Source organism: Paenibacillus chibensis (assembly GCF_004001045.1).
Taxonomy (GTDB): domain Bacteria; phylum Bacillota; class Bacilli; order Paenibacillales; family Paenibacillaceae; genus Paenibacillus_AQ; species Paenibacillus_AQ chibensis.
Map to the genome: position 1 here is coordinate 39,991 of NZ_BIMK01000009.1, position 22,905 is coordinate 62,895.

The 22,905-nt window shown below is 50.8% G+C and carries 21 protein-coding genes; 2 read left to right on the top strand and 19 right to left on the bottom strand.

The features are described from left to right. Positions 1 to 188: 188 nt before the first annotated feature. The 3 genes from PCH05_RS08845 to PCH05_RS08855 form a co-directional block, all read right to left on the bottom strand. Complete coding sequence (locus PCH05_RS08845; protein ID WP_127602020.1) at positions 189 to 452, bottom strand: hypothetical protein; 264 nt, start codon at positions 450 to 452, stop codon at positions 189 to 191. A gap of 195 nt (positions 453 to 647) precedes the next feature. After that, positions 648 to 1,103, bottom strand: coding sequence for a hypothetical protein (locus PCH05_RS08850; protein ID WP_127602021.1), 456 nt, complete (start codon positions 1,101 to 1,103; stop codon positions 648 to 650). A gap of 125 nt (positions 1,104 to 1,228) precedes the next feature. After that, complete coding sequence (locus PCH05_RS08855; protein ID WP_127602022.1) at positions 1,229 to 1,627, bottom strand: hypothetical protein; 399 nt, start codon at positions 1,625 to 1,627, stop codon at positions 1,229 to 1,231. Positions 1,628 to 1,899: 272 nt separating this feature from the next. Between PCH05_RS08855 and PCH05_RS08860 the strand changes: the two genes are divergently transcribed. After that, complete coding sequence (locus tag PCH05_RS08860; RefSeq protein WP_127602023.1) at positions 1,900 to 2,739, top strand: DegV family protein; 840 nt, start codon at positions 1,900 to 1,902, stop codon at positions 2,737 to 2,739. A gap of 66 nt (positions 2,740 to 2,805) precedes the next feature. Here PCH05_RS08860 and PCH05_RS08865 read toward each other — a convergent pair whose 3' ends face one another. Then, positions 2,806 to 4,749, bottom strand: a complete 1,944-nt coding sequence (locus PCH05_RS08865) for a glycoside hydrolase family 127 protein (protein ID WP_127602024.1) — start codon at positions 4,747 to 4,749, stop codon at positions 2,806 to 2,808. A 221-nt stretch (positions 4,750 to 4,970) separates the two neighbouring features. On the opposite strand from PCH05_RS08865, the gene PCH05_RS08870 reads away from it, so the two are divergent. After that, positions 4,971 to 5,876, top strand: a complete 906-nt coding sequence (locus PCH05_RS08870; protein WP_127602025.1) for a helix-turn-helix transcriptional regulator — start codon at positions 4,971 to 4,973, stop codon at positions 5,874 to 5,876. 39 nt (positions 5,877 to 5,915) lie between these two features. Here PCH05_RS08870 and PCH05_RS08875 read toward each other — a convergent pair whose 3' ends face one another. From PCH05_RS08875 to PCH05_RS08945, 15 genes are all read right to left on the bottom strand, one after another. Beyond that, entirely contained in the window at positions 5,916 to 7,019 is a 1,104-nt protein-coding gene (locus tag PCH05_RS08875) for a Gfo/Idh/MocA family protein (RefSeq protein WP_127602026.1), read from the bottom strand. A gap of 32 nt (positions 7,020 to 7,051) precedes the next feature. Next, a complete protein-coding gene (locus PCH05_RS08880; protein WP_127602027.1) occupies positions 7,052 to 7,771 on the bottom strand; it encodes a ThuA domain-containing protein in 720 nt (239 codons plus the stop codon). A 33-nt stretch (positions 7,772 to 7,804) separates the two neighbouring features. Then, positions 7,805 to 8,965: a Gfo/Idh/MocA family protein gene (locus PCH05_RS08885; RefSeq protein ID WP_127602028.1), complete on the bottom strand. Its 1,161-nt coding sequence runs from the start codon at positions 8,963 to 8,965 to the stop codon at positions 7,805 to 7,807. A gap of 42 nt (positions 8,966 to 9,007) precedes the next feature. After that, positions 9,008 to 10,081 carry a LacI family DNA-binding transcriptional regulator gene (locus PCH05_RS08890; protein ID WP_127602029.1) on the bottom strand — a complete coding sequence of 358 codons (1,074 nt, stop codon included), beginning with the start codon at positions 10,079 to 10,081 and terminating at the stop codon, positions 9,008 to 9,010. A gap of 209 nt (positions 10,082 to 10,290) precedes the next feature. Continuing rightward, positions 10,291 to 11,400: a DNA alkylation repair protein gene (locus tag PCH05_RS08895; RefSeq protein WP_127602030.1), complete on the bottom strand. Its 1,110-nt coding sequence runs from the start codon at positions 11,398 to 11,400 to the stop codon at positions 10,291 to 10,293. Positions 11,401 to 11,543: 143 nt separating this feature from the next. Then, the gene (locus PCH05_RS08900; protein ID WP_127602031.1) at positions 11,544 to 13,247 is read right to left on the bottom strand and encodes an alpha-keto acid decarboxylase family protein; all 1,704 of its coding nucleotides are present in this window, start codon (positions 13,245 to 13,247) and stop codon (positions 11,544 to 11,546) included. Between the two features lie 91 nt (positions 13,248 to 13,338). After that, positions 13,339 to 13,821, bottom strand: coding sequence for a DMT family transporter (locus PCH05_RS08905; protein WP_127602032.1), 483 nt, complete (start codon positions 13,819 to 13,821; stop codon positions 13,339 to 13,341). Positions 13,822 to 13,850: 29 nt separating this feature from the next. Continuing rightward, on the bottom strand, positions 13,851 to 14,549 hold the full coding sequence (locus PCH05_RS08910) for a Crp/Fnr family transcriptional regulator (protein ID WP_127602033.1): 699 nt from the start codon (positions 14,547 to 14,549) through the stop codon (positions 13,851 to 13,853). A 51-nt stretch (positions 14,550 to 14,600) separates the two neighbouring features. Next, positions 14,601 to 15,026 carry a DMT family transporter gene (locus PCH05_RS08915; protein ID WP_127602034.1) on the bottom strand — a complete coding sequence of 142 codons (426 nt, stop codon included), beginning with the start codon at positions 15,024 to 15,026 and terminating at the stop codon, positions 14,601 to 14,603. A 159-nt stretch (positions 15,027 to 15,185) separates the two neighbouring features. Beyond that, on the bottom strand, positions 15,186 to 15,668 hold the full coding sequence (locus tag PCH05_RS08920; RefSeq protein ID WP_164766587.1) for a DUF1259 domain-containing protein: 483 nt from the start codon (positions 15,666 to 15,668) through the stop codon (positions 15,186 to 15,188). Between the two features lie 197 nt (positions 15,669 to 15,865). Beyond that, on the bottom strand, positions 15,866 to 17,779 hold the full coding sequence (gene thrS / locus PCH05_RS08925) for a threonine--tRNA ligase (RefSeq protein ID WP_127602036.1): 1,914 nt from the start codon (positions 17,777 to 17,779) through the stop codon (positions 15,866 to 15,868). Between the two features lie 495 nt (positions 17,780 to 18,274). Beyond that, entirely contained in the window at positions 18,275 to 18,616 is a 342-nt protein-coding gene (locus PCH05_RS08930; RefSeq protein WP_127602037.1) for a DUF1801 domain-containing protein, read from the bottom strand. 125 nt (positions 18,617 to 18,741) lie between these two features. Further along, positions 18,742 to 20,016, bottom strand: a complete 1,275-nt coding sequence (locus PCH05_RS08935; protein WP_127602038.1) for an RNA polymerase sigma factor — start codon at positions 20,014 to 20,016, stop codon at positions 18,742 to 18,744. A gap of 328 nt (positions 20,017 to 20,344) precedes the next feature. Further along, positions 20,345 to 20,893, bottom strand: a complete 549-nt coding sequence (locus PCH05_RS08940) for a PepSY-associated TM helix domain-containing protein (protein ID WP_127602039.1) — start codon at positions 20,891 to 20,893, stop codon at positions 20,345 to 20,347. Between the two features lie 115 nt (positions 20,894 to 21,008). Next, complete coding sequence (locus tag PCH05_RS08945) at positions 21,009 to 22,787, bottom strand: SgrR family transcriptional regulator (RefSeq protein WP_164766588.1); 1,779 nt, start codon at positions 22,785 to 22,787, stop codon at positions 21,009 to 21,011. Positions 22,788 to 22,905 lie beyond the last annotated feature (118 nt).

Consider the following 22,905-nt stretch of genomic DNA (forward strand, 5'->3'; position numbering starts at 1 on the left):
CTTCCCTTCCTGTCGTCTCAATTTTCTAATGTAATTGTTATCATACCACGGGCATCTCTATGCCGGGAAATCGAGCCTATCATGCAAACAAAATAAAACCAGCTCCCCGGGGAGCCGGCTTCTATGTTCAGAAACGGTTGAGCGGAATGCAGCCCCGTTCCTTATATACAATCGTGGACATTGGTTACTTAGACCAGGGAATCCTGCTTGTTGGTGCGGCTTTTCTTCATAATAGCAAACATGCCAATCACGCCGTACATCGGAATTACGAAATAAAACGCAACGGTCAGGTAGAACAAACCATTCGGATTATTGTTTAAACCGAAACCAACCGCAAGACCTACGAACAACAAAGCATTCATGACGATGGCAATTAAAATTTCGTGTTTCTTACCAAAAATCAATACCCCGATCATGGCAGCGGTGAATAAAATCAGAAATAATGTAGTCATAGCTGACTCCTCCTCATCAAGCTGATGCTTTATCATACGCGGTTGATTCGGCATCGATTCACAATTTAGACACATTTAGATTACCTAAAAGATACCACATATTATCCTCAATGAAAAGGCTTCCAATCAAAATAAATAAAAACCGCCGGGCATTGGCCCGACGGATCGCTTTCTGCACTCTTTTCCAGTCCTGACTCAGATCGGCGGCGAAGAATTAAAGATGTCCTTCAACACGCCCAGGTCCACTTCGCTTCGTATCCGACAATATTTCAGTCTGTCTTTACGTTTTTCCGGATCGAAAATCGAAAGGAACTGATCGTCATATACATTGAAGCTGAATTTCTTATAGTTGTTCACGTACACCGTTACCCAGTAATCGGAGTTCCTAAAATGAACCTGTGAGCTGCTTACCTCCATTAACTTAACGTCCTTAAACAAATTCAGGAACCGGTCGATCGTTTCTTGATCCGTGATTTTCACTTCTTTATCATCGTTTAAAATGTAAACGGACCTCACTTCACTCCCCTCGATATTGCCTCTCGTTTGCTTGTCGAAAGTTGTGAATAACCCGAAAAAATAAACGACGGTTAAAGCGATTGCTAGTATGTATAGTCCAACGAACCAAGGAATGTACTTATCATAATTTTTCATCCGATCCCTCCCTGTCACCCTTTGGTTTTGGTTGTCAAAAGAAAACCACCCTGGAGGAACGGACGCAGCTTCAATCCATTCCCACGGATGTTCAGACCCATACCGCCTTCGACGCTATGGGCTACTTACTTCAACAATCCCATTAGCGGCATAATCGATCTCATGACATTCATACCGATCTTGATGTGCGGAACCATTTGTCCGATAAATCCAAACATTCCCCTTTCGCCGCCGCTCCTTGCATTTCCCGCGCCGACGGCTGCTCTGGCCACTCCCGGCCGGCCTGCCCGGGCGAAGCCCCCAAACAACAGCGAGCTGAGCAAGCCGGATACCTGGGCCTGATCGTTCAACATGGATTCCGGAAACCGTCCTTCCTGCGGCAACGCCGTTAATGTCACGCCGGTTCGATCCATGCTGCTGACCGTTCCTACATAATGGCTGCCATCCTTCAAAACAACTAAAACCGGTTGTCCGACCCATTTTGCCGCCGACTTCCTTTTACTCCGCTTCTTTTTTACAGGCATGGTTTTCACCTCAGAATTCATTATTATATCTTTTAATGTATTCTGAAGGCTGCAATCAGCTTGTGCCTTTTGTCCAAAATATGAAGCTGCACTAGGCGGATCCGGGCATCTTTTATTATAACGCAGATTGGAAAATTACGGTTCATAGACTTCAAACGAGATTTAAGGTAGAGTTAGATTACCTCAATATATGCCAGGTGGAAGTGCTTCATACAACAACATCTTGATATTTGAGGATTCGTCCAAAAGAACATCGAAGGAGCATTTGCCTAATGCCGATCAAGATCATCACCGACAGCGGTTCTGATTTGCCTCTGGAGTACATTGAGAAATTTAACATTTCCATCGTTAAACTCGCGGTACATTTTCAGAACGAAAAAATGCATGAGGAGATGGATGCCTGCGCATTTTATGCCAAAATGCAGGAATCCAAAGACCTGCCGACGACAGCCAGCCCCAGCCCGCTTCAGTTTCTTGAACAATTCAAGGAAGTGGAGGACGGCACGGATATTCTTGTCATCAGCATGTCATCCAATATCAGCAGCACGTATCAGGCCGCAATGATAGCCAAAGAAATGTATGAGGAAGAAGGCCATAAGGCGCGGATCGAGGTCATCGATTCGAAGACTTTTTCCGGTGGACTCTCCCTGCTGGTTGCCTTCGCTGCCAAATGGTCGCAAACCACCCACTGCATTATGGAATTGAAAGATAAAGTTCAACACCAGATCAAGGATGTAAGCGCGTTCTTCACGTTGGACACGCTCGAAAATGTAATTAAAGGCGGACGCCTCAGCCGGTTATCCGGAGCGGTGGCATCCGTGCTTAATATAAAGCTTCTTCTGAAAATCAGCGCGGAAGGAACGGTTGAAGTCGTCGAGAAAAACCGCGGATTCCAGAAGGCATTGTCCGGTATCATGGCCCGGCTCGAAGAAAAGCACCATGATTACGAAAAGGGTATGCTCGCGATCGTGCACAGCAACTGCGAAAAACGCGCGCTTGAATTAAAGGAACGTATACTGGAAAAGCATCCCTTCAAAGAAATCCTGTTTTCGAACATGGGTCCGATCATGGGCGTCTATGCCGGCGAAGGCGGGATTGGCGTAGCGTTTTAAAAAAGGAAAAAGCTGATCATCGGAGATCGTTCCGAAATCAGCTTTTTGCTTTGAATGGGTAGTAGATTAAATTTCATGAATCCAGACACGCATTTCGCCCTTTTCCCTGTTGCACCAGGCATAATAAGGAATCGCCGTGATGGTCTGCGGTATCCTTTGCGGAGCATCGGACGAGTAGAGCGCAGCCGAAGACTGAATCCGGTAGCCCTGCGCCGTAATCTTCACGATCCCGTTCAGCAGTTGTTCATCATACTCGATCTCCAGGCTGCTCTCCCGCGGAAGGCGCAATGCCGCAAGATTGCTGCCGTTATCCGTTTCTTCCACGCAATACACGACAGGTCCGCGCTGCAGCGCAATTTGCCCCTGATTCATGGAGACAAGTGAATGGCTTCGCAAGCGTTCCACCGGCATCGGTAGCTCAAGACTGACGATATCGTCCTGAGACCATGTCCGGCGAATATGAAGATAGCCCTTTTCCACATGATCGAGCTTGACCGTTTCTCCATTGATTGTGACTCTTGCATTCTTGCACCAGCCGGGAATGCGCAGCGCCAGATCAAAATCCACTGCATTCGCGGCATCTACCCGCAGCTCGATACTTCCATCCCAAGGGTACCGATGAATTTGACGGATTTCAACCTCGTTTCCTTGAAAAAAGGTTTTCATTGTTCCGGCAATATACAAATGCGCGTAGAGTGTGTCCTCCGTTTGGCCATAGATGTGATCCTCGACCGAAGCGATCATCCGCGCCAGATTCGGCGGACAGCAAGCGCAGAAAAACCATTTTTGACGCTCTGTTGCAACATGCTCCTGGTCCCTACGACAAGCTTGAAAAGGGTTCACCTCCAGCGGATTGACATAAAAGAACCGTTTGCCGTCCAAATCCATGCCGCTGATCGTGCCGTTATAAAGCGCTCTCTCCAATACATCGGCATAGCGGCGATCCGGCTCCAAACGAAGCATCCGGCTGGCCCAAAATGCCAGTCCCACCGATGCGCAGGTCTCGCAGTACATGCTGTCGTTCGGAAGATCATGACCGCATGTAAAGGCTTCTCCATTAACTGCCGAGCCGATCCCTCCCGTGACATACATCTTCCGCTCCGTGACGTCCTCCCATAGCTTTTCGCAGGTTTGTTTAAGCCCGGCATCTCCGGTTTTGGCCGCCAGATCCGCCATGGCTATGTACAGGTACATGGCGCGTACCGCATGACCGACCGCTTCGGTTTGTTCTCTAACCGGCAGATGCGCCTGCTGGTATGCGAATCCCAAGCCGAAATTCAAATGCTTCTCATCGTTCCATGTCGGTTCCGATGGGGATGGCTCTCTTCTTTCCTTTTCCCCGATAAAATAAATGGGCTGCCGGCCGCGCTCCTCGATAAAATATCGGGCGAGTTGTAAGTATCGTTCATTACCGCTAACTTCATACAATTTGACGAGCGCAAGCTCGATTTCTTCATGACCCGGATATCCCTTCATTTTACCTTCATCGGGACCAAAAACGCTGTCGATCAAGGAAACATATTTCTCGGCGATGTTCAGAAGCTCGGCTTTGCCTGTCGTTTCATAGTAAGCTACGGCCGCCTCGATCAAATGTCCCGCGCAGTACAGCTCATGATTATCCCGCAAATTCGTCCATTGCTTATTCGGTTCTTTCAGCAAATAATACGTATTCAGATAGCCGTCCGCCGCCTGAGCGTGACCGAGCAGCGCAATGACTTCGTCCGCCTGGTTCTCCAGCTCGCGATTGGGATGATCCCTTAAGCTGTACGCGACCGTTTCCAGCCATTTGGCTACATCGCTGTCCTGAAACACCGTCCCGTAATAATCCCCGCTGGACTCTCCGGCAGCGATCCGAAAATTTTCAATCGCGTGGCTGGGTTCGGTATCCGGCAGTTCGTCGTTCAAAGCTTTCCATTGATAGGGAATGACCTCGTCTGCGACAATGTCCTTGTACTTTTTCCAAAAAAGATCCTCTACGATTATACCTTTGACGGGAAAAGCTATTTTCATTAGAGCAACCATCCTTCGCGTATAATTAATTAGCCCTTTCGTTTGTTTGCCATTAGCGGTAAAGTTGTGATGAATACGGATTTACCTGATTTCCCTGCTGCTTTGTCTGCTATTCTAGCAGATCAATCCGATTCGAAAAATCCGCGATCGCAACCTGTTGTTGTACGATTTCACACAATGAATTATTATGATGAATTTCATACGATGGAGTTGATCAGAAGATGGGCACATCCGGCTATCTTTCGTTTCTTGTTCCGCCCTTCCCGTATTTCATTGAAGGCAATATCACCACATACCAGCCAGGCGATCGGCATCCGGACCGGTATCGATTGGGCTATTTTGATGTCATTATTGTCCGGAATGGGGCATTGTATTTGGGCGAGGACAATCAAAGCTGGACGTTGACCGAGAATGATGCGCTCATCCTGGAGCCGGACAAGCATCATTATCCGGTGAAGCCCTGCAGCGTCGAAACGTCCTTTTACTGGTTTCATTTTCTCACGCCCAATCGATGGCTGTCCCAATCGGAGCCTCATCTGCTCGCGGGAAGTCCATCCATGTCCAATCTTCATTTCCATATGGACAACGCTACGATCCACCTGCCCAAGCACCAAAGCCTTGCCTATCCGAAGGAATTGTTCTCGAATTTGGATCTGCTGATGGCCTCTACGCTGAAACCGAGCAAGCTGGCTTTATGGGAAACACAGATGACGTTCATGAAGGTCATACAGCGTCTTGAAACGGGGCAGGGGCCGAAGGACAGCTCCACGCAATTAGCCGAACAGCTGGAGCTGTACTTGAAACAAAACTACCATCGTCCCCTTACCAATCAGGATCTGGCGAATCGCTTTCACATGCATCCGAATTATCTCGCACGATGCATGAAAGCCGCATTTCAATACACGCCCCTTGAATATTTGCTGAGGTATCGCCTGGAGCAAGGACGGAGTCTTCTGATTCAAACCGATGCCCCGATCCAGCGGATTACGGAAGATATAGGCTTCTCCCAGGTCAGCTATTTTTCAAGATGCTTTAAGGAGCAGTACGGTTTATCGCCGCATCATTACCGGAAGCAGTTCAGAAAGCCTCCGGAAGAACCGGCTGACGCCAAAACCCCCATTACGTGAGTAATGGGGGTAGAAGCTTCTTCGGCTATAAAGGACAGATTAATCAAGTACCCCGAACGGCATATGAAGGGGCATCGGTTTCGGACGTTCGCAGGTGCTTTGCATCATGTAATATTGATCCTGATCGGAGGAATCGTGGAATGCGTGCATGGCCTCAAGCACATGATATCCCAAGCTGCCGTTGGCACGGTTGATTCTGCCGCTGTTTATCGCATGTACCATATCCAGCACTCCCACGCCTCTTGAATTCTCTTTATACCCGTGAGACAAAGGGATCTCCTTCCAATCCGCAGAGTCATGCCGCTTGAGCAGCACAGGTCCTCCAAAGTTATTCGGGTCGGGAACACTGATCGTCCCCTGGCTTCCGTAGATCTCGATTCTCGGCAGCTGGCTGTCGCCAAAGACATCAAAGGTCGTTACCATCGTACCGATGACACCGCTGTGGAAATCAAGCACACCGGCGATATGGGTCGGTGTCTCGACTTGAATCGTTTGGCCGAATTTTTTGCTGCTCGTAATCGTTCTTTCCGGATACGATATTTTCGTCATGCCCGCTACCCGCTTGATCGGGCCCAGCATCGCAACCAGCGCCGTCAAGTAATAGGGGCCCATATCGAACATCGGACCGCCGCCTTTGGCATAATAAAATTCCGGATCCGGATGCCAATGCTCATGCCCGCGGGACATCATGAATGCTGTCGCGGCGACGGGGGTACCAATCCAGCCGTCTTCGATCAGCTTAATACAAGTCTGGATGCCTCCACCGAGGAACGTATCGGGAGCACTGCCGACGAGAAGACCCTTCTCCTTCGCTTTTGCCAGGATGGCCTGTCCTTCTTCCCTGGTGACGGCAAGCGGTTTTTCCACATAAACATGCTTGCCTGATTCAAGGATATCCAGGCAAACCTGTCCGTGCGCTCCCGGAATGGTCAGATTAATCACCAGATCGATTTCCGGGTCAGCAAGCAGTTCTTGGACTGAGCAGCCCTTCGGTACGCTGAATTCCTCCGCTCTGGTCTGGGCCTTGGCAAGATCCAGATCGGCGCATGCCGCAACTTGCACGCAGCCAAACGCATTTAAATTCTGAAAATATATGGCGCTGATATTTCCGCAGCCGATAATACCAACCTTTACGGTTTTCATGTCAATAGACTCTCCCATCCCTATGATCTTTCTTATACCTGGCTGTCCTGCATTCCTGTATAAGCGTTTCCTGCTTGCTGCCCTGCGGCCTGCGCTTTTCCTTCGGCAGCCCACAATAATCCCCTGCGCATGATTTCCTTAACCGGAGGCTGCTCGATAATATTCGCCTGATGGCCTAGAGAACAGTAAAACACCTTTCCTACGCCCCATCGCTTCGTCCAGACGACCGGCATATCGACGGCTTTATTCAGCACATGCGGACCGTCCGCCACCGGAAAACGGGTTGTGGCCAGAACCTCGACCGCCGGATCGACATGAAGATAATACTGCTCGGTGGAAACGTCGAAATCCTCAATGCCCTCCATCAAGGTGCTTGACGTGTTCACGATGTTGATCCGATGCGGCGTACCGTCATTACCGGGATGAGCCACCCAGTTTCCGCCCGTCATAAACTGCCAGTCGACATTGCTCCGGAATGCATCGCACATGCCGCCATGACAGCCGGCCAAGCCTACGCCGCTTTGCACGGCAGCAGATACGTTGTTGACGCGTTCCTGGCTGATCTCATCCATCGTCCATACCGGAATGATCAGATCAAGAGATTTTAGCTTGGCTGCATCGTCAAAAGCAGCAAGCGAATCTTCGACTTCGACCTCAAAGCCTTCGTGTTCCAGAAGACCCTTGAAAATAGCCGACACCTCTTCGGGCTGATGCCCAAGCCAGCCTCCCCATACGATTAATGCCTTTTTCATCCGTTGTGTCTCTCCTTCGCTTCCCTCATTGGTTTATAGTTCATCCGTACGCACCCAGCGTTTCTCTGCGATCGATAATTCCACTGCTTCGAGAACCTGCTGGCATTTCACCCCGTCTTCGAAATTCGGCATAGGCTGCCGGTCTTCGGCCACCGCCTGCAGCAGCTCCACGATCTCATGAATGAACGTGTGCTCGAATCCGATCGTATGTCCTGGCGGCCACCAGGCCTCTGCATAAGCATGGGCGGGATCGGTAGCCAGAACCCGGCGGAAGCCCTGCACGTCTTCGTCGTCACTTGTGAAGTAGACCTGCAGCTCATTCATCCGTTCGAAATCGAATTTGATGCTGCCTTGGCTGCCATTGATTTCGAACGAATTCGTGCAGCGATGCCCTGCGGCAAATCGGGTTGCCTCAAAGGTCCCAAGCGCTCCGTTTGCGAAACGGGCCAGGAACAGCGCCGCATCGTCGACAGTGACGGGACCTTTCTCATCGCTTTGCGAGCCTTTGGCACTCAGCCCGCTCATGGAGCCCGGAAGCGGACGTTCTTTGATGAAGGTTTCGCTCATGCCGACCACTTCTTCAATATCGCCGAGAAGATAATGGGCAAGATCAATCGTGTGAGCGCCCAGATCCCCAAGCGAACCGGAACCCGCAATGTCTTTTTGCAGGCGCCATACGAGCGGGAAGTCCGGATCGATGATCCAATCCTGCAGGAACCAGCCGCGGAAATGATAGATTTGCCCGAGTCTTCCTTCCAGAATCAGCTTGCGGGCGAGCTGAACTGCAGGTGCAAAGCGATAGTTGAATCCGACCATATGCTTGACGCCGGCTGCATTGGCAGCCTCCAGCATTTCACGGGAAGCCTTCAGTGACAGCGCAAGCGGCTTCTCGCAAAACAGATGCTTGCCAGCCTTTGCGGCGGCGAGCGCAATGGTTTTGTGCATATCGCTGGGGGCATTGATATCGATCAGGTCAATATCACTGCGTTCCATTAAATCACGCCAATCCGTCACGGCTTCCCTCCAGCCGAACTGCTTTGCCGCGAGGGACACGCCTTCCGCATCCCGCCCGCAAATCGCCTGCATCACAGGCTCTGCAATGTGGGGGAAGAACATCGGAATATCCCGATATGCGTGGCTATGTGCTTTTCCCATGAACTTATAACCTATCATTCCGATACGGACCTGCTTCATTGCATTGCATCCTCCTCTTCATTTGTGACTCCATGATTGATTCTATGCATGCTTGCCGCTGCTTGATGAACGGATCACGAGCTTCGTGTCCATTCGGATCAACCGCTCAGCGGGCGTGGAATGCTCTTGTTCCTTCGCTCCCGGAGCGGCAGAAGACAGCACGAGCCTGGCAGCCATCATCCCCATGCGGTAAAAGGGAACCGATACGCTCGTTAGCGGAGGATCGGTGATTCTTGCACCATCCGAATCATCATAACCCGCGATGGCAATATCCCGGCCCGGCTGCATGCCCAGATCTCGAAACCCCTGCATCAGCCCGATCGCCATGCGGTCATTCGCCGCGAAGACCGCATCGATCCGGTCCTTATTCCGAAAAAACCGCGAAGCCGCTTCATAGCCGCTTGTTCTGCTGTAATTCCCTGCTTCCATCCATTCCCTCGGAACAGATGCGTTGATATCAATTCCGGGCTGGAATATCCCGGCTTCCGTCATGGCCCGGACATAGCCTCTTAACCGGTCTATACTATTTGAGAACTCTGGCGGGCCGTTCAGAAATGCGATTCTACGATAACCTTCATCCAGCAGATGCTTCACCGCTTCATACGCGCCCTGTTCATGGTCCGCATCGACTTCCCAAAAGTGCTCCCCTTCAAAATGCTGGTTGACCAAGCAAAAAGGATATCCTGCGGCTTCCAGCTCCTTCAAAGCTTTACGCTCGCCCGGCGAATCTGTCGTGCCCAGCAAGATACAGCCGTCCACTTTTTGCGACCGGAACAGATCCATGTAACTGTTATCAACTCCGGGCTTCCGAAAGATCAGCAGCATGTCGTATCCGAGCTCCCGTACCTGCTCCCCGATTCCGTTCAAAATTTCGGAGAAATAATACGTCGAGAAAATATGAACCTTCGGTACATACGGCAGGACGACTCCCAGATTGCCGCTGCGCCGGCGAGCAAAGCTTTGGGCAATCGCGTTCGGGTAGTAGCCAAGCTGATCTGCTGCTTCGAGCACTTTGCGTTTCGTTTCTTCTTTCATCGGTCCCACGTTGTTCAGTACGCGGGAGACGGTCGCCTCCGATACGCCAGCCATTTCAGCGACCTCTTTACGTGTAGCGATATGGCATCACCTCTTGGTATGGTCATCTCTTTAAAAGAAAAGCATCCTCATTTTTAATTTTATGTACGCGCGTACATTATGGAATACAAACGACCTTGCTGTCAAGAGGTCAGATAAAATCGCAACTAAAAATATTGTCCGTCGCAATACTAATCATTAAAAAACAGAGAGAACCTCAGCATAACGAGGCTCCCTCTTTGTTCACTTTGTTAACGCCCATCTTCGATCCGAATGGCGGTTGCCGCGGCCTCTTGTCCATTCACGACCAATACGATCCGATGTTCGCCCGGATAATGCTTTCGTGTCGTCAGATCCGCCCAGCTGTGCGTGCGGGTTCCTTGGAGCCTGCTTCCACCGGGAACCGTCTTGTCCGACAACAGGAATAGTTTGCGGCTTGTCCGTCCGTTTGCTTTGATAAAATCGATGCCGTATTCAATCCTGACACGCACGCTTTCCCCACCTCGAATCTGCACATCATAGACAAGCTCGCTTCTTCCGCCTATCGCGACCGAATCAGGCTCTATCTTCAGGGCTGCCTCTGCGACCAGAGGCGTCTCGCCTTCGTCCTTTGCGTATCCGAACAGCCCCAGGACTTCCGGATCGGCTTTGCGGATCAGCGTTCTGCAGGCATGTCTGACGATCCAGTCGGTATGCGGTTGAACGCCTATCCAGCGCTTGGCGAGACCGATCACGACATCCGGATGATCCTTGGCAATATCGTTCAAGTTGTTTGCAACGCTTTTACGAACATAAAGCGAAGGATCTTCTTTCAGCACCTCCAGCACCTCCAGCACGGGAGCCGGATCCTTCTTAAACATCGTCAGTGCTTGTCCCCATGGAAGTCGCGGCCTGCATCCTTCACTCGCCAGACGTCTGACGTGCTCGCTCGGATGCACGGCCCAATCCAGCATCTGCTTCATCATCCGCTCCGGATCGGACATGATAAACGCTCTGACCGCAAATTCGGCGGATGAACGCTGCGTGAACCGCTCCAGGGCGTTCATGGACAAATCCCAGTCCTGCGCCGCTTGTCCATGGACCTCCACAAAATCCGGAAAAAATAAGTAAGGAAAGCCGACACATTCCTCATCGATCTGAAACAAAATATGAACTGCTTCCTCATAGGAATCGGGTAAATTTACTCCAAGCGCTTCGCTGATCCGGCGCATCCTCCCTTTCAGCGCCAGCTCCTCCCAAGAAGCATCCATAATTTGCGCAAGGAAGCGATTGCCATCGAAAGCGGGATAGACCCTCTTCACCTTTTCGCCAAATCCTTGCAGAAACTCCGGGTGATACATCTCTTTTAATGCCTCCGCCATGCTGCTCTCCTCCTTATGTTCCCGCTATCAAACGTATGTATATCGTCTGGCTCTACTACAAACATAACCCCATTACCCGGGAAACTCAATCACCGGACAATGGGGCATTTTCTCTACTATTCAAATTTCCAAGCTGACACGAATTAGCTTTGCTGCTTCTCCTGCTGTTCCATATACTTGCGCATGTTATGCATATACTGTGGGGCATCCATCGGATCAGCAGCCATCATTTCAATGATGCATAACCTGCTGCCGGACTCCGCCTCGGCTCTTATGATCGCTTCATCCAGCTCCTGGTTGGTATGGACGGTAGCGGTAAAAGCATCGCCTCCGAACGCTTCCGCCAGCTTGGTATAAGACCAATTTGGAACCTTGTTATACGTCTGATTCTCTGTTTTAACATTTAAATACTTCTCGATCGTATACCCATCATTATTAAGGATAAAAATAATCGGTTTGCATCCGTAATACAGCATCGAGCTGATCTCCTGCGCCGTCAGCTGCAGGGAACCGTCACCCGTGAACAGCAGCACCCGGCGCGTCGGAGCCGCGATACATGCCCCATACGAGGAAGGTGTCGCGTATCCGATCGACTGCCATCCCCCTTCGGCAATATACGTAACGTTTCGGGGCAGCTTCACTTGGGACATGCCGTAGAAGAACGTTCCCGTCTCGGGAATGATAATGTCCCCTTCCTTCAGCATCCGCTGAAACCGCGGGTAATAAGTTGCTGCTGTGAGCGGTTCTTCAGGATTTCCCATGATAACATCATAAGGATGTGTGAATTGGGGTACGCTAGCCTGCTGCCTGTACCCGGTTTTGGGCAGCGCTAGCAGGACATCCTCCGCCATCACGTTCAGATACTCGGCCGACGCGACCTTCACTTGCGTAGGTTGGATCTCGATCAGTTGAAGAGGATTCAACTTGGCGGTAAAGTTAGCCGTATTGGTATCTGCCCATACCAGCCCGACCGCAATAACGACATCTGCTGTCTCGACCTTTTCACGCACTTCAGGACTCCCGAATGCACCGCCGTACATCCCGATGAACAGCGGATGATTTTCGTCAAAAGAACCTTTGCCGAACAACGTGGAGACTACCGGCACGTTCATCGTTTCAGCGAGCTTGCGCACATACTCTTCCCAATGAAAGCGCATTGTTTTGACGTCCGCTAAAATAACGGCATGTTGCGCACGGTCCAGCAGGAGCTTCATCTGATCCACAGCCGCCTGAAGCGTCGCAGGATTCGTAACGGCTGACGGCATGGGTTGCTCCTTATGAGGCCATATCGGCTTATTGACCAGATCGTCGGCTACGACAAGGTATACCGGTTTCTTACTTGTCTTGGCGATGCGGATGGCATTCGGGATTTCGAGCGCCGCATTTTCCGGTGTCAGCACCGCCGTGTAAGCCGTGATCGGTTCATAGACTTTGCGGAAGACGTCAAAATCCCCGTCCATCAACGTGTGATGCATCAGCTTTCTCGCCTTCTGCGCCGTATCCGGCGGAGACCCGACGATGTGTATGATCGGAACATGCTCGCTGTTCGCGCCGGCAATCGCGTTGCAGGCGCTCATTTCGCCAACGCCGAACGTCGTGATCAGAGCCGACATCCCCTTCAAGCGGGCATAGGCATCCGCGGCATACCCTGAATTCAGCTCGTTTCTGCCATTCACGAAGCGGATGCCTTCATAGCGTTCAAGAGCATCCAGCAGGGTAAAATTATAATCGCCCGGCACGCCGAAAATATCGGTGATTCCTTCTTGTTTCAAACGATCAAACAGATACTCGCCTAACGTTTTTTGAATGAGGGGCATCTGAGATAGTTCATTCGTCATATTTTCCATACAAAAAAAACCCTCCCATCGAATCTGCAGCAATGTCCTGTATAACATTACCCGATTCTGGAAAGGTTATTCGGTTGGTTATGCTCCTTCCTCACACCGTGCCGAGGCTCTTCTGCGCGTTCTCCTGGCTTGGTTTCTTTCGTCCCCCCAGCTTGAACACGAGAATGCCTCCGACGATGACAAGCACGCCGACCAGCTGTTTAAACGTAAAATCGACCTTGTCCAGACCCAGCCAGCCCATGGAGTCGAACAACAGCGCGAAACCAAGCTGGGCGCACATGCTGATCGAGACCCCGAAGGTCGGACCGAGACGGTTGATCCCCTGGACCATGCAGGTTACCACGCCGACGCCGATTAAGCCGCTGAAGCAATACCAGAGCTTTAATGCATGCAGATCGAACATCCCTTTCCCTTCAAACAGAAGTCCGAGCGTAAACGAAGCCGCGAACCCGAGCCCCAGCACTAATGTCGTCGTGGTCCATGAACCGACATGCACGTTGACTTTATTATTGAAAATATTTTGTAAACTAACGAGCGAACCGGCCAACAAGGCCAATATAATTCCCAGTAACATTGTTGAACTCTCCTATCCATGTCATTCTGTTATTCATAAATGCTATCACCCGCAATGCTCTTCAAACGCTCCCGGTCCTTGACATGAATGCAGCCCTTGCCACGCTCCAGGATCCCTTCGTTACACAGCTGCAAAATTACGCGATTCAAATGCCGGTAGCTTGTACCGATCAAATTCGCCGCATCCCTCAGCTCCGAAGTGCTCAGCTTTCCCCTGAACAGCACATCGGACGGATCAAAGGAAACGGACAAAATGTAACTGGCGAGCCTGACTTCAACGGGATACATCAAATTGAAGCTGAGTGCGTTCGATTTCATGAAAAATTTGCCGGTAATGATTTTCAGCAGAAATTGCAGCAGCGGTGTATGATCCCTGCCGTATTGTTTCAGCCACTGATGATGAATCGCGATCATATGCACCGGGGACACGGCTTCAACGGTGTTGATAAAATCCGCCTCCTGGATATATTCCACGTCGCCAATCACTTCAAGCGCGTTTTTAAAGGAAATAATGAGCGTCTTGCCTTCCGTTGACGTGTTGTAGACCTTGAGTTTTCCTTTAACCAATACGTACAAATATTCCGCAGGCTCCCCCTGGGAACAGATCAGTTCTCCTTGTTCAAAGCTGTAAAGACTCAGATGAGAAAGCATCGGTTCATTGAAAATCGCGTGCAATTGATGCAGTTCCATATAATCCGCTAAGTTCGCGCGGTCCTTGATTTCTTTCATGAAGAATATCCCCCAGCCTTTGAATGTACATCATATCCTGAACATTATACTTTAAAATTTCAGGATCACCACACCCAGGATCATGATGGCGATGCCGGCGAATTGGGTCCATCCCATCCGTTTCTTCGGAAGACCGAACCATCCGTAATGATCCATTAAAAAGGTCAATACCAGTTGAGCGATAATGACCAAGGCCACCGTCAGTGTCACGCCGACATGTTGTATGGCCGTAACGTTACTGAAAATAATCACGGCCGCATACGCTCCCGCGCTCAAATACAGCGGTTTGACCTGCGTGAAGCCCTGACGCTTGAAATCGCGAAAAATGAACAGCAGCACAAGCGCTGCCACAAACCCCGTAAGCTGCGTTAACGCAGCCGCCTGCCAAGTGCCGATTCCCTGGCTGATCCGGGAGTTGGCGACACCTTGCAGCGTAATAAACGCGCCTCCCAGAAATGCAAATAGTATTCCCTTCATTGTGCCCTTCTCCTTAACACTCTTATTTGATAATCATTAAATAATAATTCGCTATCTCAATGATAGGACATATGTCCTCAATTCGGCATAACCACAAAAAAATGTAGAGTTCCAAAAAATAAACAGTTCAATCCTGTGGATTGAACTGTTTATGAACGGTTAATTTAGTTTCAAAGTTCCAGCCGAGCTGGCTGCCCCGATGGCTGCTTTGACGGTGGCTGCCAATGCTTCCGTATCTCCCCGCCCTTGAAAATGTAAATAAATGATTTGCGGGTTCTCCCCGATCATATGGTTGTGGACGGCAGAAACCTCTATATTTCCTTTCCGCAGCGCATCAATGACACGATTCACTTCCGGAACGAGCAGGGCGAACTCTCCGATCACGACGCTTTGATTGCCCGCTTGCTGGAAGTTCGCGCCGAATGCCAGCTCGATGGTTTCCGGCAGGAGTTGAACGCCCAGATTCGAGACCGGAATATTTTTTCGGATAAACTCCAGCCTGCAAATCCCGTCCTCCTGCTTGACCCCTGTTTTAAATATGTTCTCAAGCTGCCGGCAGTTCGGACTCTCCGCGCCACGAGTGAGGTTAGCCGGTCCGATCAGCAAACAGAATATCATAAGAAACGAAACGAGTTTTTTCATTCCAATCCCTCCTGAACAGGTGATTGAACATATTATTTTCATGGTTTACGCATGGTATTCATCGCCTGCAATCGCATACTAGCAAAAAAACCGCATTGAGCCATGAAAGAGTTACTTCCATGGTCCATGCGGTTTAGTTTTGTGGTACGCGGATGATCAGGAAGAAGCTTCCTCCCGGGATCAGCTTCCCTTACTCTTTACACTTTGGAGGCAATTTCCCCCAGGATCATCTCTTCAATCACGTCCAATGCTATCGAGCCAAGGTCACCTTCGCCGCGCTTTCTTACGGAGCCGGAGCCGGAGTTTTTCTCCTGTTCTCCCAGCACGAGCATGTAAGGGACCTTTTCCAGCTGCGCTTCGCGGATTCTGTAACCCAGCTTTTCGTTGCGCGCATCGATCTCCACCCGGATACCGGCCTGTTCAAGCCTTGCTTTCACCTGATAGGCGTAATCGGCATAGTTTTCGGATACCGGCAAAAGCTTGGCGTGTACCGGCGACAACCACAGCGGAAAAGCTCCGGCGTAATGCTCTGTGAGCATGCCCATGAATCGGTCGATGGCCCCGTACACCGCGCGGTGAATGACAACCGGCCGATGCTTCTGGCTATCCTCGCCGACATATAACAGGTCGAATTTCTCCGGCATCTGAAAATCCAGCTGAATCGTGCCGCACTGCCAGCTCCGTTTGAGCGCGTCCTGGATATGGAAATCGATTTTCGGGCCGTAAAAGGCGCCGTCGCCTTCGTTAATCCGATAAGCAATCCCCCGGTTATCCAGCACGCTTTGCAGCGAGCTCTCCGCCTGTTCCCATAGCTCTTCCGAGCCCATGGAATCCTCCGGACGCGTCGAGAGCTCGATTTTATATTCCAGGCCGAACACCTGATACATCTGGTCAATCAGCTCGATGATTCGTCCAATCTCTTCCTCGATCTGCTCAGGGAGCACGAACAAATGGGCATCATCCTGGCAGAACGTCCGCACCCGCAGCATGCCGTTCAGCGCTCCCGAAAACTCATGGCGGTGAACCTGGCCGAATTCGCAGATACGCATCGGCAGATCGCGGTATGAACGCAGTTTATTCTTGAAAATGAGCATGTGCCCCGGACAGTTCATCGGTTTGAGCGCATATTTTGTTTCGTCCACATTCGTAAAATACATGTTGTCTTTGTAATGATCCCAATGCCCGGAATTCTCCCACACCCGGTTATTCATCATGAGCGGGGTCCGTACTTCCTCATAATCCCGTTGTCTCTGCATTTCCCTCGCGAAATTTTCAAGCTCCGTGCGAATCGTCATCCCCTTCGGCAGGTAAAACGGCATGCCCGGTGCCTCCTCCGAGAACATGAACAGCTCCAGCTGCTTACCAAGCTTGCGGTGATCCCGCTTCTTCGCTTCCTCCAGAAAATGCAGATGCTCCTCCAGCTGGTTTTTTTTCGGAAAAGCCGTTCCATAGATCCGCTGTAGCATGCTGTTGCTCGAATCCCCGCGCCAATAGGCGCCTGACACAGTCAACAGCTTGAACGCTTTGATCCGGCCCGTCGAAGGAAGATGCGGGCCGCGGCACAGGTCGAGGAACTCGCCTTGCTCGTAAGTGGATATGACCGCATCTTCCGGCAAATCGCGGATCAGCTCCAGCTTGAGCGGTTCTTCCAGCTTCTCAAATATCCGAATGGCTTCCTGGCGGCTGACGACTTTGCGGACAATCGGCAGGTTCTCCTGAATGATATTGGCCATCTCTTGTTCGATCCGGTCCAAATCTTCAGCGGATAACGGCTTTTCGAGATCCATGTCGTAATAAAATCCATCCTCGATGACCGGACCAATGCCAAGTTTTACGGCCTTTTCCCCGTATATCCGTTTCACGGCCTGCGCCATCACATGCGCCGTGCTATGCCTGTACACCTCCAGTCCCGCAGGACTATCCAGCGTCACGATTTCAAGTCGGCAGTCCTCTTCGACGACCTGATCCAAATCGACAAGCTTGTCGTTCAGTTTGCCTGCAACCGCGTTTTTTTTCAGTCCGATGCTAATCGACTCGGCGACTTGTTCGACCGTGGTGCCTTTCGGAACCCTCCTGTTCGATCCATCCGGCAGCAATACGTTAATATCCATGACTTTTACCTCCATTTCTTTCGTCTTTGTGATATTTATGAACGCAAAAAAACGCATCTCTCCACCAAGGGACGAGTGCGTTCAGCTCGTGGTTCCACCCTAATTCAACCTGCAGCAAGCCGACCGTGGCCAAGGGACGATCGTTGCAGGTTCTTATTGGTATCCGTTATCGGAGATAACCCGGTGCCGCTTACTACCGCATCCGTCTCGGAATGCAGGTTCAACGCCACGGCTACAAAGGGGTAAATTCAAGCCGGTTTCCGTAAGAAGCTTTCAGCCGGTGGCTTCTCTCTCTGGGCGGTTCGTGCATGAAATCATGTCTTTGATCTGAGCCAGTATCGAATTAACGATATTATAGACCTGATCATCCCTAAAAAGTCAAGAGAAATTTCCGCCCCGAAAATAAAACAAAGCACCGCAAATGTTAAAACGGTGCATTTAATGGGAAGTACATGTTATGTTCATGGAATGTTATATCTGCATCATTGACAAGGATCAAAGCGTCGAAGAAGCCTGAATAACAAGCGGTTTCAGCAGTTCGGTATCCGCTGTATCTCCCTTACGCAGCTTTAACGTTTTTCTTTCCGGAGGTCCATCAAAAAGCTCGTCCGGCATCTCAAGCCCACTCGCGTTAAAAATCGTGAAGCTGACGGCATCCTTTGACGTTGAGATCACGGCTGCATATTTCCCGTTTTTCAAAAAATGGGGTTTCTTATACTGCATGCGCTCCTTCACCTCCGGTATGGCCTCATGCACCATTTGACGCAGCTGATGCGCAAGCTCTGCCTGCCATGGTTCTTTGATCGCTTCGATAAAATCTTTAACCTCTGTGTCCATGATCAATCTTCTCCTTTAAATTGAAATTTACCCTTCCATAAGACGACGAACGAAACTTGGCCCAATCGACATTTCTTTGAAAAAATATTTTTTTCGATGCTGCGCAAAAAGGAGAAACTTCCGGCTCAGGTTTCCACTTCAAGTTCTGCTGCCTTGGACTGCGAATCCGCGGCGCGCTTCAAAAGCAGGCTGCGCTCCCGTTCATTTTTGGCCAACGCTGCGGCGCGTTCGAATTCCGTCCGCGCTTCATCACAACGCCCCAATTTGTACAACAAATCGCCGCGGACACTTGGCAGGAGATGATAGTCTTTAAGCGTCGAGTCCATATTCAATTCGTCTAACAGCTGCAGGCCATAGGCCGGACCGAAGGCCATTGAGATGGCCACGGCGCGGTTCAACTCAACGATCGGGGAAGGCGTCAAGCGTGCGAGGGCTTCATACAGAGCCGCGATCCGCGGCCAATCCGTATCGGCAGGCGTTAATGCTTGGGCATGATAAGCCGTAATCGCTGCTTGAAGCGAGTATGGACCATAAGGCTGTCCCAAACTTTGGCTTCGCTTCAGCGCTGCCAACCCGCGGCGAATCAGCAGCTGATCCCAGCGCGACCGGTTCTGATCCATGAGAAGGACAGGCTCGCCATCTTGTCCGACGCGGGTCTTGAGCCTTGAAGATTGGATCTCCATCAATGCAACCAATCCATGAACTTCCGGCTCCTCCGGCGAAATTTCCGCAAGCACCCGTCCCAGCCGAAGCGCTTCATGGCATAAAAGCGGCCGGACCCAGTCATCGCCTGAGGTAGCCGTATAACCTTCGTTAAACATGAGATAGATGACTTCTAGGACCGTGGATAAACGCTCCTTCAATTCACTACGCTCCGGCACCTCAAAAGGAATTTTTTCCGCATTCAGCGTGCGCTTGGCGCGGACGATCCGCTGTGCTATTGTCGATTCGGCGGCAAGGAAGGCGCGTGCGATTTCATCCGTCGTCAAGCCGCATAACAGCCGAAGCGTTAACGCAATGCGGGCTTCTCTCGACAGGACAGGATGGCAAGTCATGAAGATCAAGCGCAGGATATCATCGCCGATCTCTCCATCAAGCCCTTGATCCACATCATCCTCTGTATATAAGACCGTAGTGCGGGCAACTTCCTCAACCTTCCGGTCCAGAACCTTGTTTCTCCGCAGCAGGTCGATGGCACGCCGTTTGGCCGTCGTCATCAGCCAGGCGCCCGGTTTATCCGGGATTCCGGTCTCCGGCCATCGCTCCAAGGCAATCACAAGCGCATCCTGGGCCAAATCTTCGGCAAGGCCGACATCTCGCACCATCCGGGTCAAACCAGCAATCAGTTTGGGTGATTCGATCCGCCAGATGGCGTCGATCGTACGCTTAACGCTCGTCATGCCGGCACTCGCCTCCATACCCGATCCTCTTCCGTAATGGCACGGTCCTCATTTTCTTCATGGCAGCTCCCTCCAGGTGCTAATCATTCATGGATCCTCTTTCTTCCATCTTTGTAACTCAAATTTAACATGAACGGGAATGATAGACACCTTTTTTTCTTATATCAGGGCATTTCATAGCAAAATAAGGATTGTCCGGAAACGGGACAATCCTCGATATTACATGTGGAATCTCACTTCTATGGAATCTCACTGCGGCACAGCTCTTCGGGAACTACTTCACGAGTATGTCAGTAAGCTATCTTATATTTATGCAGCCGGACTGATTTCAAGAAGGATTCGACGGATGGAGCGCGGTGATCTGCTGGCCTGAATCAGGTTTGCCGCGTTTTCCTCTTCTCCGGTTTGCTCCCCAAATAATAAAAGACATCACGATACCGGTACCGGTTAATAAGAGCATGCCGATTCCGCTGATCAGACCGACGACGCCTTCATGCAGGCTGCGGACATTCATGCTGAAGGATCCGCCGCTTTCTTTGCCGGGGAATTGCCCGGATCCGTTAAAGCGGTTCATGCCATTGGCTCCAAACCTGCCGGCGCCTGAATTATTTTGGCCGTTCTGACCGTTTTGATTGTTCTCGCTGTTTTGAGCGTTTGCGTCCGCTTGTCCTCCCGAAGAAGATGGCCCATTTTGCTGGTTTGATGACGAATTGGCGAAAGCAGGCATGGAACCATTCATGCGGAACGCCGCCCTTTCCGTGCCGCCCCTGCGATCTCCCTGATCGAAATACATGATGATGCCCGTTACGGATTCAATGAGTAAAAAGACCGTTGCAATGATACCGATCCACATATGGATCTTTCTGATTTTTCGCATGAAGAATCTCTCCTTAACCGGTAATGTTAGCCTGCTGAGCTAATTATGGGCAGAGCTCCTTAACGCCCGCTTAAAAAGAGGTTAATTTTAGATATATTTTCTCTTATGCTGCCGATTAATGCTTGATCCAGACGTTCTTGTAATCAATCCTTCCCCATGCATTCATCGTCATTCCGTTCAGCGCAGGATCAAATCCCACCGTCTGCCGGCTATGATAGATGAACAACACCTTGTATTCCTGCCGCAGCTTCTCCTCAATTCGCTCGAGGATCGTCCTTCTTGCCTGCAGATTAGGCTCGGCCAGCGCTGCTTTCACGAGCCGGTCCATCCAGTCTCTGCTTTTCAGATCGAGATGATTGCGAATATAACCGTGATGCGACAAGTACATACCGATTAATTCGACGGTCGGCTCCTCGCCAAGCACCTCCCCTGCAAATATCATATCCGCCTGCGAAATGCACTCGCTGTCCGTCAGTTCGCGAATCGGTCTGATTCGGATCTCCACGTTCAAGCCGATGGCACCGCAGCAGGCCCGGATCCACTCGGCATCCTCCCGGTTGCTCTTCATCTCATATGTCTCGAGCAGCAGCGTTTCTCCGCCATACCCGCTTGCCTGGACAAGTTCTGCGGCAGTATCGAGGTCAACAGCGCTGCCATACTGATCATCATAGTTGCCAGGATGAAAACTTGACGCGGGCTGTTGTCTTCTCCCCCCAAGTGTTCTGATCATATCTATTCTGTTTATCGCCATGTGAATAGCCTGTCTGATGCGTATATCCTGCAGCGGGCCTGTTTTGAACGTGTTTAAGGATAACATGGAGCTTCCATCTTCCAGCTGCGTGATCATTTTGGCATGGTCGGCGGAGTGGGATTCATCCACGTATTGAGGCTTCGATTCGCGAAGAATCGAGCTTCCGGAGATCAGATGCTCCTGATAGTCGGGCCACACCCAAATCTCGACCCGATCGATGAGCGGCCGGCCTTCGTGATAACGCTCATGCGCTTCCAGGATCATATTCACCTCGTTGTTCTCTACCATCCGAAACGGTCCGGTGCCGACCGGCATGCTGCGAAAATCGCGGTCTCGGCTCACCTGCCGCACATGTTTGGGTACAATGGAGAAACGTTCCAAGGCAAGGATATGCGGCAGAAGCGCATTAGGCTCTTTCAACGTAATCGAGAAAACATGTTCACTCCTCGCTTCCAGCCGCAGAACATTCGAGGTAACCCAGTCCGGCGGCTCGATGTCCATGATGCGCTGAAACGTAAATACGACATCCGCCGCCGTCATTCGGCTCCCATGATGAAACCATACTCCTTTGCGCAAATAAAACGTCCATTCGGTCCAGCTCGGGTTATGCTCCCAATAATGAGCCAGGCTCGGCTTCACCGATTCCGATTCGGCATGGTATTCGACCAGCGTATTGAACAGCTGCCGTACCAAATGCGCCTCCGTCCTACGAATGACATGCAGCGGGTCCAGATCAAGCACCGGACGGTAAAAAGGAAACCGCAAAACATCCTTTTCATCCGCGCTGTACTGAGCCCCGAACTGTCCTGCGAGCCAGTCCGCAAACTGCGCATGGAGTTCACGAGGCTCAAGTACGGCAAAGGCTTGCACCACTTGCCCTTTCAAAGCGAGTTCCTGGGCTCTGCCTATTCGAATCCCTTCCCTGTCTTTCTTCAAAACGAGTGTGGAAAGATTGCCTCGGCCCCTGCCGCTGTCCCAATCGATATAGGCCTGCTCCCGCAATTTACGGACCAGAAGCTGGGCATTGCGCCGCGTACACTCCCAAATGCCGGTAAGCTCCTGCATCGTAACCGGGATGGGGCTATTCAGCTTTTCGGAAGCGAAATGGCTGCTTAATTTCAAATAATAGTGGACGATATCCATCTTTAGACTCCTTGCACGATATAAAAGGCGAAAAGAATGCGAAAAGGTTTCGCTTTTTCCTTCGCCTTTTATAAAAGTATAATTTTTCTTGTTCATGGCGTAAAGAGGAGGAAACTAC